Source organism: Chitinimonas viridis, assembly GCF_030409555.1.
Taxonomy (GTDB): domain Bacteria; phylum Pseudomonadota; class Gammaproteobacteria; order Burkholderiales; family Chitinimonadaceae; genus Chitinimonas; species Chitinimonas viridis.
Window position 1 is genome coordinate 248,617 of the sequence record NZ_JAUFPU010000008.1, and the last position, 14,084, is coordinate 262,700.

At 54.6% G+C, this 14,084-nt stretch carries 12 protein-coding genes; 8 read left to right on the forward strand and 4 right to left on the reverse strand.

The features are described 5' to 3' along the window. The first annotated feature begins 153 nt into the window (after positions 1-153). From QWZ03_RS09885 to QWZ03_RS09890, 3 genes are all read left to right on the forward strand, one after another. On the forward strand, positions 154-417 hold the full coding sequence (locus tag QWZ03_RS09885; protein WP_290332550.1) for a transposase: 264 nt from the start codon (positions 154-156) through the stop codon (positions 415-417). Positions 418-503: 86 nt separating this feature from the next. After that, positions 504-875 carry an IS3 family transposase gene (locus tag QWZ03_RS20995; RefSeq protein WP_373322404.1) on the forward strand — a complete coding sequence of 124 codons (372 nt, stop codon included), beginning with the start codon at positions 504-506 and terminating at the stop codon, positions 873-875. 376 nt (positions 876-1,251) lie between these two features. Then, the gene (locus QWZ03_RS09890) at positions 1,252-2,898 is read left to right on the forward strand and encodes a hypothetical protein (protein WP_290332553.1); all 1,647 of its coding nucleotides are present in this window, start codon (positions 1,252-1,254) and stop codon (positions 2,896-2,898) included. A 152-nt stretch (positions 2,899-3,050) separates the two neighbouring features. On the opposite strand, the gene QWZ03_RS09895 is transcribed toward QWZ03_RS09890, so the two are convergent. Next, positions 3,051-3,404: a hypothetical protein gene (locus QWZ03_RS09895; RefSeq protein WP_290332554.1), complete on the reverse strand. Its 354-nt coding sequence runs from the start codon at positions 3,402-3,404 to the stop codon at positions 3,051-3,053. An 8-nt stretch (positions 3,405-3,412) separates the two neighbouring features. Beyond that, positions 3,413-4,270: a DUF6402 family protein gene (locus QWZ03_RS09900; RefSeq protein WP_308447539.1), complete on the reverse strand. Its 858-nt coding sequence runs from the start codon at positions 4,268-4,270 to the stop codon at positions 3,413-3,415. A 242-nt stretch (positions 4,271-4,512) separates the two neighbouring features. On the opposite strand from QWZ03_RS09900, the gene QWZ03_RS09905 reads away from it, so the two are divergent. The 5 genes from QWZ03_RS09905 to QWZ03_RS09925 all read left to right on the forward strand — a co-directional run bounded on the left by QWZ03_RS09905 (position 4,513) and on the right by QWZ03_RS09925 (position 10,747). After that, the gene (locus QWZ03_RS09905) at positions 4,513-5,583 is read left to right on the forward strand and encodes a thermonuclease family protein (RefSeq protein WP_290332558.1); all 1,071 of its coding nucleotides are present in this window, start codon (positions 4,513-4,515) and stop codon (positions 5,581-5,583) included. A gap of 626 nt (positions 5,584-6,209) precedes the next feature. Next, positions 6,210-7,316 (forward strand): hypothetical protein, encoded by a 1,107-nt coding sequence (locus QWZ03_RS09910; protein ID WP_290332560.1) that lies wholly within the window; start codon positions 6,210-6,212, stop codon positions 7,314-7,316. A 270-nt stretch (positions 7,317-7,586) separates the two neighbouring features. Beyond that, a complete protein-coding gene (locus QWZ03_RS09915) occupies positions 7,587-8,285 on the forward strand; it encodes an HNH endonuclease (RefSeq protein ID WP_290332561.1) in 699 nt (232 codons plus the stop codon). Between the two features lie 660 nt (positions 8,286-8,945). Continuing rightward, entirely contained in the window at positions 8,946-9,392 is a 447-nt protein-coding gene (locus QWZ03_RS09920; protein ID WP_290332562.1) for a hypothetical protein, read from the forward strand. 254 nt (positions 9,393-9,646) lie between these two features. Then, entirely contained in the window at positions 9,647-10,747 is a 1,101-nt protein-coding gene (locus QWZ03_RS09925) for an IS1595 family transposase (RefSeq protein ID WP_290332563.1), read from the forward strand. Here the strand turns inward: QWZ03_RS09925 and QWZ03_RS09930 are convergent. Both QWZ03_RS09930 and QWZ03_RS09935 read right to left on the reverse strand, forming a co-directional pair. Further along, positions 10,744-11,319 carry a hypothetical protein gene (locus tag QWZ03_RS09930; protein WP_290332565.1) on the reverse strand — a complete coding sequence of 192 codons (576 nt, stop codon included), beginning with the start codon at positions 11,317-11,319 and terminating at the stop codon, positions 10,744-10,746. The genes QWZ03_RS09925 and QWZ03_RS09930 overlap by 4 nt on opposite strands. A 123-nt stretch (positions 11,320-11,442) precedes the next feature. Beyond that, on the reverse strand, positions 11,443-14,031 hold the full coding sequence (locus QWZ03_RS09935) for a TonB-dependent receptor plug domain-containing protein (RefSeq protein WP_290332566.1): 2,589 nt from the start codon (positions 14,029-14,031) through the stop codon (positions 11,443-11,445). Between the last annotated feature and the right edge of the window lie 53 nt (positions 14,032-14,084).

Sequence of the window (14,084 nt, forward strand, 5' to 3'; positions counted from 1 at the left end):
TTCCGGCGATATCATAGCTTGACTAATCCCTTGCTGTGAAACGCGAAAAGCGCTGGAAACCAAGATTATCGTCATTGACGGTCTGGTAGCCCTGACCTTCCCCCATGCAGGTCTACCAGGAATTAGTTAGCATGAAGGGCAAAGGAGCCCCTCATGAGGAAGTCCCGATTCACCGAAGCCCAGATCATCGCCATCCTGAAGGAAGCAGAAGCCGGTGTGGCTGCCGCAGAACTCTGCCGCAAGCATGGCATCTCGGACGCAACCGTCTACAACTGGCGAAACAAGTTCGGCGGCATGGACGTATCTGAAGCCAAGCGGCTCAAGCAGCTTGAGGAAGAGAATGCCCGGCTCAAACGCTTGGTTGCCAACCAGGCGCTGGATATCGACCTGCTCAAGGAAGTCTTGGGAAAAAACTGACTCGGCCCGCAGCTCGGTGTGCCGCAGCAAGACAGTTGATCGAACGGCACAGCATCTCCGAGCGGCGGGCCTGTGGGCTTGTGGTGGTGACACGCAAGACTTACCGGCGGGCGCCTGCACCAGACAAGGATGCAGCGCTGCGGCAACGCCTGTGCGAACTGGCTGAGCAACGCCGTCGTTTTGGTTCGCCACGGCTGCATGTGCTACTGCAGCGTGAAGGCTGGCGGATTAACCACAAGCGGGTCGAACGGGTTTACAAGGAAGCGGGGCTATCCCTGCGGCTACGGCGTCGACGTAAGCGGCCCAGCCATCTGCGCGTGGTACAGCCGCCGCCGAGTGGGCCGAACCAGCGCTGGTCCATGGACTTCGTGGCGGATATAGTGACAGCGATAACCCAGTCCAGCAGGACCGCGCGCGGGGCACTGGAAAGCGATATAAGAAAGACGGGTTCAACATGAGAAGATCCCAGTCGGCGGATTGATGCGTCTCCGCAACAAGTCGAGCAGCGCAGCAGCGGATCGCGGCACATGGGATTACCACACGCTGCTGTCGAGTATCCGAGCCATAACTGCATTTCGTACAAGAGCATGGTGCGAGAAGGCATCGGTCGTGCCAGCCCGACGAAGTTAGCCGGTATAGGGCAGATGGCCCCGGCCTCTGATAATTCCTTACGGGAAGATTTGTACCACTGTGACAGGACGGGTGAACTTAGGCGCTATGGATGCCAGTAGGGCTAAGTGATTTCAGGCCCCTTCTCCACGATTAACGCTGCGAGGGAAAGACACGTATTTACGTGTTATAAATAGCGCAGTGTGACAGCTAACCAAATTGTCTATGCCTGACGCCGTCGCATCTACACTTAACAAGCTCGGGCCGTGCCTCAGCACGGAACTCGTCGCAGCTCTCGTGCGGGACTACGGGCTGGCGCCGGCGACCGCCCGTCAACGGGTTTCCCGCTCGACCGACATCAAGAAGCTTGCTCACTTAGTGTTCCCTCGAGGGGCGCGCTTCGTCTACCTTCAGAGCGAGTACGCCTCGCCCCGCTTCTGGGAGGCTCTAATCAAGCGCCTGCTCGAGCATAGTGTCGCCTATGGCGGCGGTCTTGCCGCGCTGATGGCGCGCGGTGGCCTGATGCCGGTACCCCACTTCCTAATCGCATGCGGCGCACCTGTCGCCCAAAAGGGGCGGATTGCTGCACGAGGCGTTCTGGAACGCTTGCACGCCGCTGAGCTCGTGAAGGTGTTTAGCGCTCCCGGGATTGGCGAGTGCGTGGAGTTGGCGCAGACCGTGGACGCCCCGTCATGGGAACTCAGCCGCATGCGGGCGCGCATTAGCACCGAGGCCGTGCTACTCAATGCTGTTAAGGGCTGGGCGCGCAATCTCGGCGTCGTAAGCTATAACATGGTCACCCTCCGCGATGAAGGTGAGGCACAACCAAGGGTCGGCACCTTCAATTGGGACCTAGCTGGACCATCCTACCTTGCGCCGCTGATGCAGTGGGACAAGACGGCAAGAGGTGTGAAGCAAGGCTACTTGGTCTGCGACACGCTTCTGGGCGTCAACGTAGAGGGCTACCAGCTGCAGCCGTTTATCAACAAATGCGTGACACTGCGTAGCCTTGCTAAGGTAGGGCGATGCCTGCAGATGTTCGTCGCTGACGGCTTCTCGGCCGAGGCATTCGCACTCGCCAAGGAGAGCGGGGTCATCCCGGCCACGACGACACATCTCTTCGGTCAGGACGTGGCCAGAGCCCTTCGTGAGTTGACCGATGTGCTCAATAACGCGTTCGTTAACGAAAACACGCTTGAGATGGTCACGGCCGTCTTCAACAAGCTAAGTCACATCGAGGGGGCGGCAACAAATCTGCGCGGCGCACTCTTTGAATACCTGGTTGCGGACGTGGTTCGTCTGGGCAGTGCCCATACGTCCATATGCCTCAACGAGATCGTCAAGGATGAACAGGGGCGAGCTGCCGAAGTCGACGTTCTCGCGCACCATTTTAACCAATCTGTTCGGTTCATCGAGTGCAAGGGCTACAAACCTGGCGGCACAGTGCCTGACGAAATGGTCGAGCGTTGGCTGCGCGACCGCATTCCGGTGATTCGAAAAGCTGCCGAAGCGGACAGGGATTGGCGAAAGTGCCGGCTCAAGTTCGAGTTTTGGACCTCTGGCGTGCTGTCCGAGCGTGCCCGAAGTCTGATCGCAGACGAAGCTTCGCACGTTCGCAAGTACAGCCTGACATTGGTCGAGGGTACGAAGGTCGCACAACTGGTTTCCGCAACGAACAATACGGCGCTCAAAAACGCCTTCCGCCAGCACTTCCAGGAACACCCTCTGAACGCTGCGGAAAAGCAAGTTAAGCGTGTACGTCGTCCTCTGCCCATCCCTCCCCGGGTACGTATCGAGGGACGGAAGCCGGTGGACTATGAGTTGGACACCGGGCTTGAAGATGGTGAAGAGGCTGACGGCAGCGCAGGGTGAGAGGCAGTCAAGAGCGCCGGTTGTGCGCGTAACCACAGGCTCGGGCTGATTGATCGGCCAGGTGCGGAAGTGTACGAACTGGGCCACCCAATTGCCTACAAACTGGCCACCTAGATCGGATAACGAAGCTCCCGGCCGAGCAGGTAGCAACCTTACTCTGGCGCTAGCTGCCAGCGAACGTCCATGCCCACAGACACCTCGCCGAGCTGATCCAGGCTCCAGCGGACCTCGGCATTCCCCGTGAGATCAACGATATCGCTCCGCTGCAGGAGCTTGTTCTGCGTGTTGTCATAAAGCAGTACATACCCCGGATCAACCATACCCCGGTTCAACAGGGCTTGGTAGCGTTTGGCTGCATATATCTCCAGACGGTACTTCTCGTACTTGGGGCTCGTCGAGACATAGTCAAGGCTATCGCCCCCATTCAGCCAAATTCCGCTGCCGAGCAGCAAACCACCAACAAGTACTACGACCGCGTATAGCTTGAGTTTGGATCGTTTTGTCACCACTGACCTCACACGTCCAGAATCAAGGGTTGCGATGGCCGAAAGCGCATCAGATCGGAGAAGATCACGAAATCACCGCCTTTGCCATACTGCCGGCGATAGGCTGCGAAGTCGTTGTTCTGCACCTGGTAGTACCGATCCATCGGCACATCGTCATACTGTGCACTTAGCCCGATATCGAAGCGCGGCAATGGCGAGGTATCAAGCCCCTCCCATCCCCAGTTCCCGAGGAACTGAGAGAACCAATCCTTGGGGTCGTCATTGAAGTCGTAGGTATCCCGTAGATACAAGCCATACTCAGCAACTTCGATTCTGTAGCCTGTACCTCGCTGAGAGGCCGTGCCTGAGACTGCGAGCTTGAGAACACCGCGTCCGATGGCAGCATAGTATTCATCTACGGGGTCAGTAACCGACCCGGCCAACTTGATATTGACCTGGCACGTGGTTTCCAAATATCGGGTTGGCTGCGAGAAGTTACCTACCTGCCAGTTTGCACGCGCACCAGGAGGCTTGGCTCGGGCGATGCGCTCCCTCAGTAGGGCAAGGCCTTTTGGGGAATTCCAAGTCCTAAGCAATTCATTTGCCGCTGTCTTGACCCGACCAAAACGCATAGCCCAGGCCATCGAAACGAGCCTCTCATCTACATTGCTAGGTGATAGCGACCACGGGGCAACCTCACCATTCTTTACAGCTCGCGACATGGTGTTGGCTGGGGAGTCAAACCATCGTTGCATGAGCGCAGCCGCCACCGGCCAGTGCATCCTGCTACGCATTACGTCCGGTATGTCTGAAAGCATGAAGACTGGGCGTCGGACTATAGCGCGTCGTGAGCTCGAGCTACTTTGCTCGCCTGTTTGATGGGGCATTTCCTTCTCCTAGTGTAAGTCTGAGCGACTCTATAGGCCGCAATTTATGACTTTATCATGGAGGCTTCGATACACGCTTCGGCAAGTTTCACGTCAAAGACACCCTGCCGCAGACGTAGCAGCAAGAGATGCTGCCAAGCTTGTTCATTTCATCAATTTGGATGATTACAAGCACCGTGACAGCCTGCCAGACTTGAGGCACTGCAAGAGCAGATAACAACAAGCTGAATCGGGGAGCTCGTATGCTGAGGTATGCCTTACTGGCAGCAGTCTTGCTGGTTGCCGCATTTGCAGAAGCGAAGAACTGCACCAAGGGTAAGCCCTGTGGTAAGACCTGCATCGCGATGACGGATACTTGCCGTATCGGCAATCCTGGCTGGACACTTCCTGGCGCACCTTCGCTAAGCAAAGCAACGGCAGGTGATCGGAGTGCAACGCTGACTTTCAGCCCACCTTCCTATGCCGGCGGTGGCAGCATCACCGGCTATACCGCAACTTGTTATGGCACCACCCATACCGCCAAAATCTCAGGTACAGACTCACCGCTAGTGGTGTCAAACCTGGTCAATGGCACCGCGTACTACTGTTCTGTTTCTGCGAGCAACTGGTTAGGGTCCGGTCTCTCTTCTAGTAGCTTCGGCGTGACACCGACGGCGCCGCCTACCGTGCCGGCAGCGCTTTCCTATAGCCATGATGGCGACACACTCATTGTGCAGATCAATGGCGTTAGAACCTCGGTACGCCTGCAGGACATTGATGCGCCCGAGCTGAGTCAGCCCTGGGGGAAAGAAGCCAAGACCTGCCTGGATAGACTAATCACCAATCGCACTCTCAGCGTCGGATCAACCAGCAAAGATAGGTATGGTCGCACCCTCGCCACTGTCTACGTTGATGGCCTCAACCTTAATCTGGAGCTGGTGAAGCAAGGTTGTGCCTGGCTTTATCGGGAATACTCCAGCGAGGCGGGCTTCGATGCCGCCGAACAAGCGGCGAAGCTGGCAAAGCTTGGCCTATGGGCTCAACTGTCACCCACGGCTCCCTGGGACTATCGTCGTGCTGGCAACGCCAAGACGACAGTGACTTTCACATGGGCCAGCATCGTCATGCCGGAGTACTTCTCTGGTAGTCCAACCATCGATAGCCCGATTGCAGGTGCGGAACGCTGGCAGTTTCCACTTTCCAAGACCGCGCTAGCGTCTTACCAGGGGCGCGTGTACGTAATGGGGAGCTTGTTCAATGCAGCCGACTGGATGGATGTCGGTGCTTTGGATGACTATGCCGCACAGGCGGACTTAGCGGAAGGCAGTTATTGAGCCATGCCTAACCCCAGAGAGCGCGAGCAGTTGGTGTTCCCGAACCTCAATTGGTCTCAGGTTGTAGATCGCCCTGGCGTGCCGGTAGAGTTCGGCGCTTGTCATGTGCGTTACGCTTGGCGTAGGCATTCCCAGTTTAAAACTCTGAAGGCAGCACTGATAGGTCAAGACTCTATCTTGACACTGTTGCAAGAGACCGGTGGGAATCGGAACGCCTGCGCTCATCCTGAACGCGGTGTCACTCTCTTCGTTGCGCTTTGGTATGCAGATACAGATTGGGCAATTCTATGCGATCCAACGCGAGCCACCCTGGTGAGAAAAACATGTCTGGGTGAGATAAAAGCGTGCCCCCGCCATGATGAGGTCATCATTGAAAAAATTCGCGCCTTATTTAATGAGTCTCCACGAATCCTAAATAAGCCACTGAACGATGCTCTTTATAAGGAAATAATTAGCGCGAATGAGATAGCTACCACTCTACCCAAGGAGGTGTAAGGCCTGCTGCCTCTAGCTTCACCACCAGCAATAAGCCCTAGTGAATAACAAGCAAACTATTAATTCCAATCAGACGCAGCACATATTTCATAGAGTTCAATACAAACCAACTTGCTGAGTAAAACAGAAGAATGAACGCCCCGAAAACTCCTGAAACAGTCTCGTTTTTCATAGTGCAACAGGGACTCATTGATGCACTGAGGCCATTTAAGGTTACATTGCCGATATTAGGCACTCTCGCCATTCCGATGGCCAGCATACTGCTATGGACCTATTTGACATCTATCGGCCGGGTCGACCTGTTTCTGCCTTCACTGAGCAACGGGTCAGGGTTGATTGCAATACTTATAGGTTCGGCACTGGTTCTTTGTGGCATTCTTTTAACCCTTATAGGCCCAGCTTATTTTTTATGCGGCCTAGATTGGATGATGACAGATCTAGGAATGACTGAAAAGGAATTAAAAGGAATCAGTTTAGCACCCCCTGCTATAGCCATTATTATGATAACCGTAATATTCCTTGCTGATCTTTGTGAGAAATTATACAAGACCTCCTTTGGTAACATTTCGTGGCTATCTCTTGCTTTGTCGTTATTTATCTCCATGGCTACGGCGCTCCTATTTATTAGGACTAGTGCCATGCCTGATCAATCACTACGGGCAAGGGTTGTTAAACGTATTTGCTGCGGATTTCTACTTTGGGCCGCGAGCGTGATAACATTGCTCCCCGCCGATGTGGCGATTCGTGGCAATTACGTAGACTCGAACTGGAGCATTCTTTTTGCATATCTATCAGCCTGTTTACTGGCGACTCTTTCATTGATTCCAGGTTATATTTACATTGGCCGTGCCAATCGAACCAACCTTGAACCCATCGTCATAAAGCACGTCACATATGCCATGCTTGTTTTCTTTGCTGTAACGTGTTTGCTGGTGCCTAAAATTTTTAGCATCGCTGTCAACTCCCTATCCGTTCAGATTGGCATAAAAGACAAAGCCTCCGCCGTTTTCTTAATACGTACAGAGGGTTATAGTCATAAAAGCTTTAAGATCGGATGGCAATCGACTGTGATTAGTGAGGCTCAGTACACTATTCGCGCGGTTAATATTTTTTCTTTTGGAGATTTATTCGTGCTGTGCCCCGAAGTTTTAGCAGAGGCCGATAGCAAGACGCTTGCTGCACAGTCTTTGCAACAGTGTCGGCCAATGAAATCACAATATGTTTCACGTTGGTCATGACTAGATCCATAAAAAGCCATGGGGATATTGAACTTCGCTGATCATCAAAGGTGCACACAAGGGGGAATTGAGGTGAAGTGATTGTCGGGCGATGCGACGTATGCACTGACGGCGCTCCTGTTTTACCACCTCACGGAATTAATTACCTCTAAAGCGCCAACGGCTTAGGTAAGGCTATTAGCTTTGTGTGGGTGCAGATGCTCATCACACGAGTCAAAGCCTTTTTGCCTTGCTTGGAAGGATGCACTTATCCAATAGGGAAATATCAGGATGACTCAGAGCCCAGGTAAAGACATAGACCGTGCTTCCTTAAGCCAGGTCTTGGCGGACGTGCATAGGCACTATAAAGATGGAGAGAGTTGGCTGGGCCATGGCAGGGGAGGCAGAGGAAAAAGATGTGCTCATCTGGATGAGTTGCTTTTACAAGGAGCAACCGAAGCGGCATTGAAGGCTGTACGTCAAACATGGAAGGATCATGTTTTTCACTTGATGGACACACATGGCTTGCTCGTTGAGAGCATTCGCAATGAGCAGAATGTGCCCATTTTCCGCTTCGCTCGTGACCAAGTCGCATTACCGGCAGGACTCTATCCTGATGAATTGTCTGATAATACAATTGGTATTGAAGGGTTGGCAATTCAGATCAGTGTTAATGCATACGAACGAGATGGCAAAGCAAGGCAAGCCTGTATTGATCACTATGGGATGAATTGTTGGGTGTGCGACATAAATTTCGGAAAAAATTATGGCCCAGATTTTCATGGACTTATTCATGTTCATCATATTATGCCTTTGAACGAACGTGGCGGCATAGCTTACACAGTCGACCCCGTTAAAGATTTAGTGCCGGTCTGCCCAAACTGTCATGCCATGCTGCATTTTTCTTCTGATATAAATATCAATATTCATAAATTGCGGGAGATCATGGGGAAGCAGCTAAAGCACCATGGTGAACCGCCCCAGGTTTGATGGGGCTTCTATCGATGCACAACGTCAAGCGCTGATCGACATGGGCGTACCGGATATTCCCAGCCGCTACAGGGCCTGTGTCGCCAGGCCAGTTGCCCATCAAAGGCTGGACGCTGACCTAGGCCCCGGCCGCAAGCGGCCGGGCTCAATTGCGTGTTCTGAAGGAACTTAGCGACGGATTGCACCTCGCGGACCGGTGTTGCGATGGCCGAGTCGATCCCGGATGGTGTCGCCATTCATGGACATGACCTCGAACTTCCGGGCAGTGAAGACTCGATCCTCTTGAGAGGTCTCGCCATCGGACAGCAGGTCGGAAGCCTGGTATCGGCTCATATGGCTAACCGAGCCCCACGACACATCAGGTGGTCAGGCACAACACTCTCTCTAGAGAAAGGTTTTGCCACCTCGGATCCCATCAATGTGCTTGGCGTATAGAGGCGACCCCCTCACTTCCTGCTCAATAACATTTATTAGTATTTGTAAGCATTTGATTTAGTTGCGCAAATTCACATTCCAATTCCTCGTGGTTTGAGTTATTTAAATTCAGATAGAAATCTCAATAAATGTTGGAAGGTTCAAAATGTCAGTGGATTCAATATTTATTGCGAATGGCAAAGACTGCGGATATCATTTTGAAATTAACTATCGAGCGCTTTCGTCATGCCGCATCATGAGATCAATCCAGAGCAGATTTTTTCGGATCGGTTGAAGTGCTCACTTCAACATGATGAAGAGCGTATGGAATTACTGCTGCTGACACGCGCTGATGTTGAGCGTGAGATTGCTTCTCTTGCTGAGAAAATTCACAAGAAGCAGTTGGTGTTGACCAGCATCGATGAATTCGTTGCAGAGCTTTCAATGCCGAAGCCTGGCAGGCGTACGGCACCCGGGCTCGCCGCTGAGATCCGAAAACTAGCGGATGAGATCCTGACCAAGCGAACACACGTCAGCACGCATGAGATCGCAGATGCGTTGCATCAACGAGGACTGAACAACGAAATGAGCGTGGATGCGTTACGCGGCCGCGTTTCTCGTACGCTATCCATCTATAAGGTAGTGAAGAATGACGGGAAGCGCGGATGGACATCCGCGGTGACTGCCGACTGAAAGGCTCAAGGGAAAATACGAGGAAAGGAGATCGCCAAACGGTAACACACAACATGTAGCACTGAGCCAGGCCAAAAACACAAAACCCAGCACCCCTCGGCAAAGGGAAAGCTGGGTGTTTACTTGTGTGCTTTCAGGCACCCATAGTATGTGTTCTTGGGGACCTGCCGTCAAGGGGGGAGGCACCCCTTTGCCCTGCGGTTCTGCCCTGGCCCTCTCATCTAACATTGCCTCACATGAGGCACGAGGGAAGCATGGTCAAAGGACAAACACACATTCTAAAGCAAGCCCGCTGCAGAGATGTAACGGCTTGGAAGATTTCAAATCTAGATGAATCCGGCGCTTTTTTCTTGTTCGGAAAGCTGAGATGGGGAAGTCACGAAACAATGCCGTGTTTTCATTGCGGCACTGTTGATTCCCATTATTTCAGACCCGATCAATTTAGATATCGATGCCGACATTGTTGCGAACATTTTTCACCAACGACGGGCACGGTTTTTCAAGACCACAAAATCCCTTTCAAGAAGATTCTGCAGGGTTGCATGGCTTTTATTCACGCAGCCAATGGAGTTTCTGCCCACGAGCTAGCTAGGCATATTGATGTTCAAGTTAAAACTGCATTAGTATTTTTGGGGAAATTGCGTGAGGCACTCTTTGCTTCGCGCGATCGGCGCAAGCTTCGCGGAGTGGTTCAAATTGATGGTGGGTATTTTGGGGGGCGGCCGCGGAGCAGGAGAATTCGCAAGCGCACTCCTCAGCAAATTCAACAGCATATTGAAGAGAAGCTAAAAGGCGATCCAGGCGGAAAAAAATTTCGATCCAAGATCAACATCGAAAATTTGGCCCGACTCAAGAATCGTCGCGTCGTGATGGTCTTGCGCGAAGTTTCTCCTGCGGAAGGGGTGGGCGGCGTGGCAACTGTGATCGCAGTAACAAAAAGCGAAAATGCGGAAGAGGCCTTGGCGCTTGCGTTGACCCACGTCGAGGAAGAGGCGCTAATCATGACCGATGAGAACGCTGCCTATAACGGACTCACGGCTGCCGGCTTTGACCACCGGACGGTCGTGCATTCAATCGAGTTCTCTTCATGGGACGGCATCAACGACAACCAGTGCGAGTCCTACTTTGCGCGCTTGCGCCGCCATGCGATTGGCGTCTCGCACCGTATTGACCCCAAATACCTTGCTGATAAGGCCCAAGAGATGGCTTGGCGAGAGGATATGCGACACAAAACGGAAGGCGAGAAGCTTCAGCACCTGATTGCTGCCATCGCACAGACCGGTATGTCTAAGTGGTGGCGTGGATATCACCAAGGGCATCACCGGCCGGGCGAGATTGTCTGGTTGTTGCACTAGACGTCTGGCTCAAGCCTAACTGATAGGTCTGGGGTGCGCGCTGGCAGTCGCCAGCGCCCCTCGAATTGGGTTTTGGCCTCGTGAAGGCGCTCGACCTTGCCTTCATTCCACAATGTCCTTAGCCGCTTCCGTACATCCAGCTTGAGCCGTTGAAAGGATCCCCCCTCTTGAGGTAGGTGACCGTGTTCGGCGACGAAATAGGCGATCTCGGAGGTAAACACCCCGTCAGGTCTCCCCTGGGCAAGGCTTCTATAGATCAGGCGCGTCAGCTCACCGTGACCAAGGTGTCGTGCTGCTTCTTGCGTACGAATCGGTGGGATATGCAAAGGATCGATCACGACCTCGTGCAAACTAAACGCAATATCGATCGCTTCGATGGCTTCTTCCATCGAACGCGCACGGCGAAGCGCGCTCTGGTGCTCCTCTCTCAGAGCCTGCAGACTTTCTTCCATCTCAATCACCCTACTACCTAGCGTTTGAGCGACCTCAGCCTGCTTGTTCAGGGAGCCCAACAGCCGTGCGCGCTTGGTAATGAGCCATTTCAACGAAGGTGGAATGTGGATATTCGACATGCTGCCAGCCTATCGAATACCCAGGCCCGCCATAATGGCATCAGCTACTCCATAGCGGCCAGTAAGTAAAAAGCCCCGCTTGCAGGCAAGCGGGGCTTGAGCCATCAGTCAAACAGGATCGATCTAGAAACCCAGTTGGAGGCTGAGGTAGTAGTAACGACCCGTTACATCATGCGCCAGGTCCACGTTGGACGAGGAATTGGACGCTGCAGCCCAGGTGGGTGCGCGGTCGAAGACATTGCGGACACCCAGTTCAACCTTGCTGTTCTTCATGAAACCGCCATAGCCGAACAACAGATCTGCTGTGGTGAAGGAAGAGGGCGAGTGCGGGGTCGATGCCGCAGCACTGGGGGAGAGGGTATCCACGAAACCGGCAATGCTACGGACGCTGACCGAACCACTCCATGGACCGTTCTCGGCCTTGACCGAGGCCACATTGCGCCAACGCTGGAAGCCAGACAGGCCCACGTATTCCGCCAGCGCCACACCGGGCAGCGGCGACTTCTTGGCGCTGATGATGTAGTTCAGGGCGTTATCGACACTGATACGGGTAGCACCGAACTGCGTACGGCCCTGTATGTTGAAGTCGAGCAGCTTGGTCGAGGTCTTGGCCAGATTGGCACGCGGCAGGATGATGGCGACGGTTTCGTCGATCAGGCCATTGGGCAGACGGGTAACCAAGTTGGCAGCGGTACCGTAGCCTGCAACGGGAATGGTGGGGTTGCTCAGTACATCTTGCAGCACCAGAGTTTCGATCTGATCCGTTTTGTCGATCTGGGTATAGTCGACCGAGAAGGTCAGGTTCTTGATGGGTGCGAATACAAAGCCTGCTGTCTTCGATTCGGATTGCTCCGGCTTGAGGGAGGCGTTGGAGGTGCTGCGTGCTTGATACTGGCGGGTGACGCACTGTGCTGGTGTTTGACCATTGATGGCGCAACCCGTGAAGTCCTTGGCCGAGGGGAAGCCGGAGGTCTGAGTGGCATACAGCTGACGCAGCGTGGGTGCCTTGAAGCCTTCGCCATAGGAAGCACGGAGCAGGAACTGGGTCACGGGCTGGTAGCGCAGCGACACGGTGCTGGTCACAGGCGACTTGAACTCGGTGTATTTGTCCTGGCGTATGGCCAGGCCCAGGTCCAGGCCCTTGATCACCGGCACGTTGACTTCACCAAAATAGTAAACGTTGTCGCGGCTCTTGTTCACCGTGGCCAGTTGCGGGTCCTGGAACAGGGCGCCGGCTACCTGCAGTGGGTCCGGGGTGTCCTTGTAGGTTTCCTCGAAGTAGCCCAGGCCACCGGCGAAGCCTACCGGGCCGGCGGGCAGTTCAAACAGATCGCCACGGGCAATGAAATCGATGCTGTCCAGCTGGGTCTCGGAGGTCCGCTTGGGGGCTTCAAGTATGCCCAGCGCCATGACATTGGCAGCTGTAAAGGTGCCGTTGAAGGGGTTGAGCGTACCATTGGCCTGCGCTGCGGCCAATTTGGCGGCATTGTAATAGCCTGAGCCGGATTCGGCGTACTCACTCTTGCCGCTGGCGGCATTCACTTCCCACTCGAAATCCTTGATGGAGCCGGACAGGGTGGCGGAGAGGCGAGTCAGATCAACTTCGATGTCCTTGTTGCGCATCAGGCCTGGGCCTAGCGGGCGTATGGCAACGGTCACGCGCTCGTTGTAGGGGTTGCCATTCTGGTTGGCATTGAAGGCCAGGGTCAGCGGGTTGGGGTTCAGGAAGTTGCCCGATTCCTTGTGCTTGTACAGCATATTGGTGCGCAGGTTCAGGTTCTCGCCGAACTTGACCATCAGGTTGGCCATCAGACCGACACTCTCTACTTCAGGCTGGATCTGGGTGGTAGAGTTGGGATCGAAGGGGCAGAACAGGCCGCGACCTACGCTGGGTAGCGGCACGCCGCCGGCTGGGGTATTGCCGGTACAGGTGGAGAGGGGCTGCCATGTGCCATTGGCACGCTGCAGGTTGCCATCCGGCGAGGACGCCAATCGACGGTCAGGACCACCCAGATGACGCAGATCGGCGGTGCGGGTGTTGTTCCGGTCACGCATGAAGATGTTGTCCACCTTCTCGTACTCGCCCGAGACCATCAGGTTCCAGCCCTGGGTTTCCAGGTTGCCGTAGCCGGCGGCAATGCTGGTCAGCAGGCGGGCACCGTCATTGCGGCTGGTCTCGCCCAGACGGGCACGCAGTTGCACTCCTTCGAGCGACTTGCGGGTGATGATGTTGATGACGCCCATCACGGCATCGGAGCCATAGATGGAGGAGGCGCCGCTGTTGAGGTATTCGACGCGCTCAATGGCCGACATGGGGACACTGTTCAGGTCGACAACCTGGCCTTGCTCCGGGTAGACCGGCATGCGGCGGCCATCGACCAGTACCAGGATGTCCGAGGTGGCCGAGAACGAACCACGCGCATTGGCAGCTTGGTAACCGGAGTCGGTGGGGCGCAGCGAATAGGTGGAGTTGTCGTCGCCGTTGATTGCCGGCAGCAGGCGCAGCACTTCGCCCGCGCTGGTGGCGCCGCTACGTTCGATCTGTTCACGATTCAGGGTAACGACCTGGGTCGCACCTTCCGCCGCAACACGCTTGATGTTACTGCCCGTCACCTGAATGCGCTCGGTCTTGACTTCGTCTGCCGCATAGGCCGCGCTAGCGGTGGCCAAGCCTATCAGGCTGATTGCGTAAGCAAGTTGCTTGAGTTTCATGTTGATTACTTCCCCTGGGGTGATGTTGTGCAGAACCGGCCTTGTTGCGGTAG

Excerpts from the sequence above, each read along its gene's own strand:
- QWZ03_RS09905 (WP_290332558.1), top strand. The coding sequence starts at position 4,513 with ATGCTGAGGTATGCCTTACTGGCAGCAGTCTTGCTGGTTGCCGCATTT.
- QWZ03_RS09915 (WP_290332561.1), top strand. The coding sequence starts at position 7,587 with ATGACTCAGAGCCCAGGTAAAGACATAGACCGTGCTTCCTTAAGCCAG.
- QWZ03_RS09930 (WP_290332565.1), bottom strand. The coding sequence starts at position 11,319 with ATGTCGAATATCCACATTCCACCTTCGTTGAAATGGCTCATTACCAAG.
- QWZ03_RS09935 (WP_290332566.1), bottom strand. The coding sequence starts at position 14,031 with ATGAAACTCAAGCAACTTGCTTACGCAATCAGCCTGATAGGCTTGGCC.
- QWZ03_RS09910 (WP_290332560.1), top strand. The coding sequence starts at position 6,210 with ATGAACGCCCCGAAAACTCCTGAAACAGTCTCGTTTTTCATAGTGCAA.
- QWZ03_RS09885 (WP_290332550.1), top strand. The coding sequence starts at position 154 with ATGAGGAAGTCCCGATTCACCGAAGCCCAGATCATCGCCATCCTGAAG.
- QWZ03_RS09920 (WP_290332562.1), top strand. The coding sequence starts at position 8,946 with ATGCCGCATCATGAGATCAATCCAGAGCAGATTTTTTCGGATCGGTTG.
- QWZ03_RS09890 (WP_290332553.1), top strand. The coding sequence starts at position 1,252 with ATGCCTGACGCCGTCGCATCTACACTTAACAAGCTCGGGCCGTGCCTC.
- QWZ03_RS09900 (WP_308447539.1), bottom strand. The coding sequence starts at position 4,270 with ATGCCCCATCAAACAGGCGAGCAAAGTAGCTCGAGCTCACGACGCGCT.
- QWZ03_RS09925 (WP_290332563.1), top strand. The coding sequence starts at position 9,647 with ATGGTCAAAGGACAAACACACATTCTAAAGCAAGCCCGCTGCAGAGAT.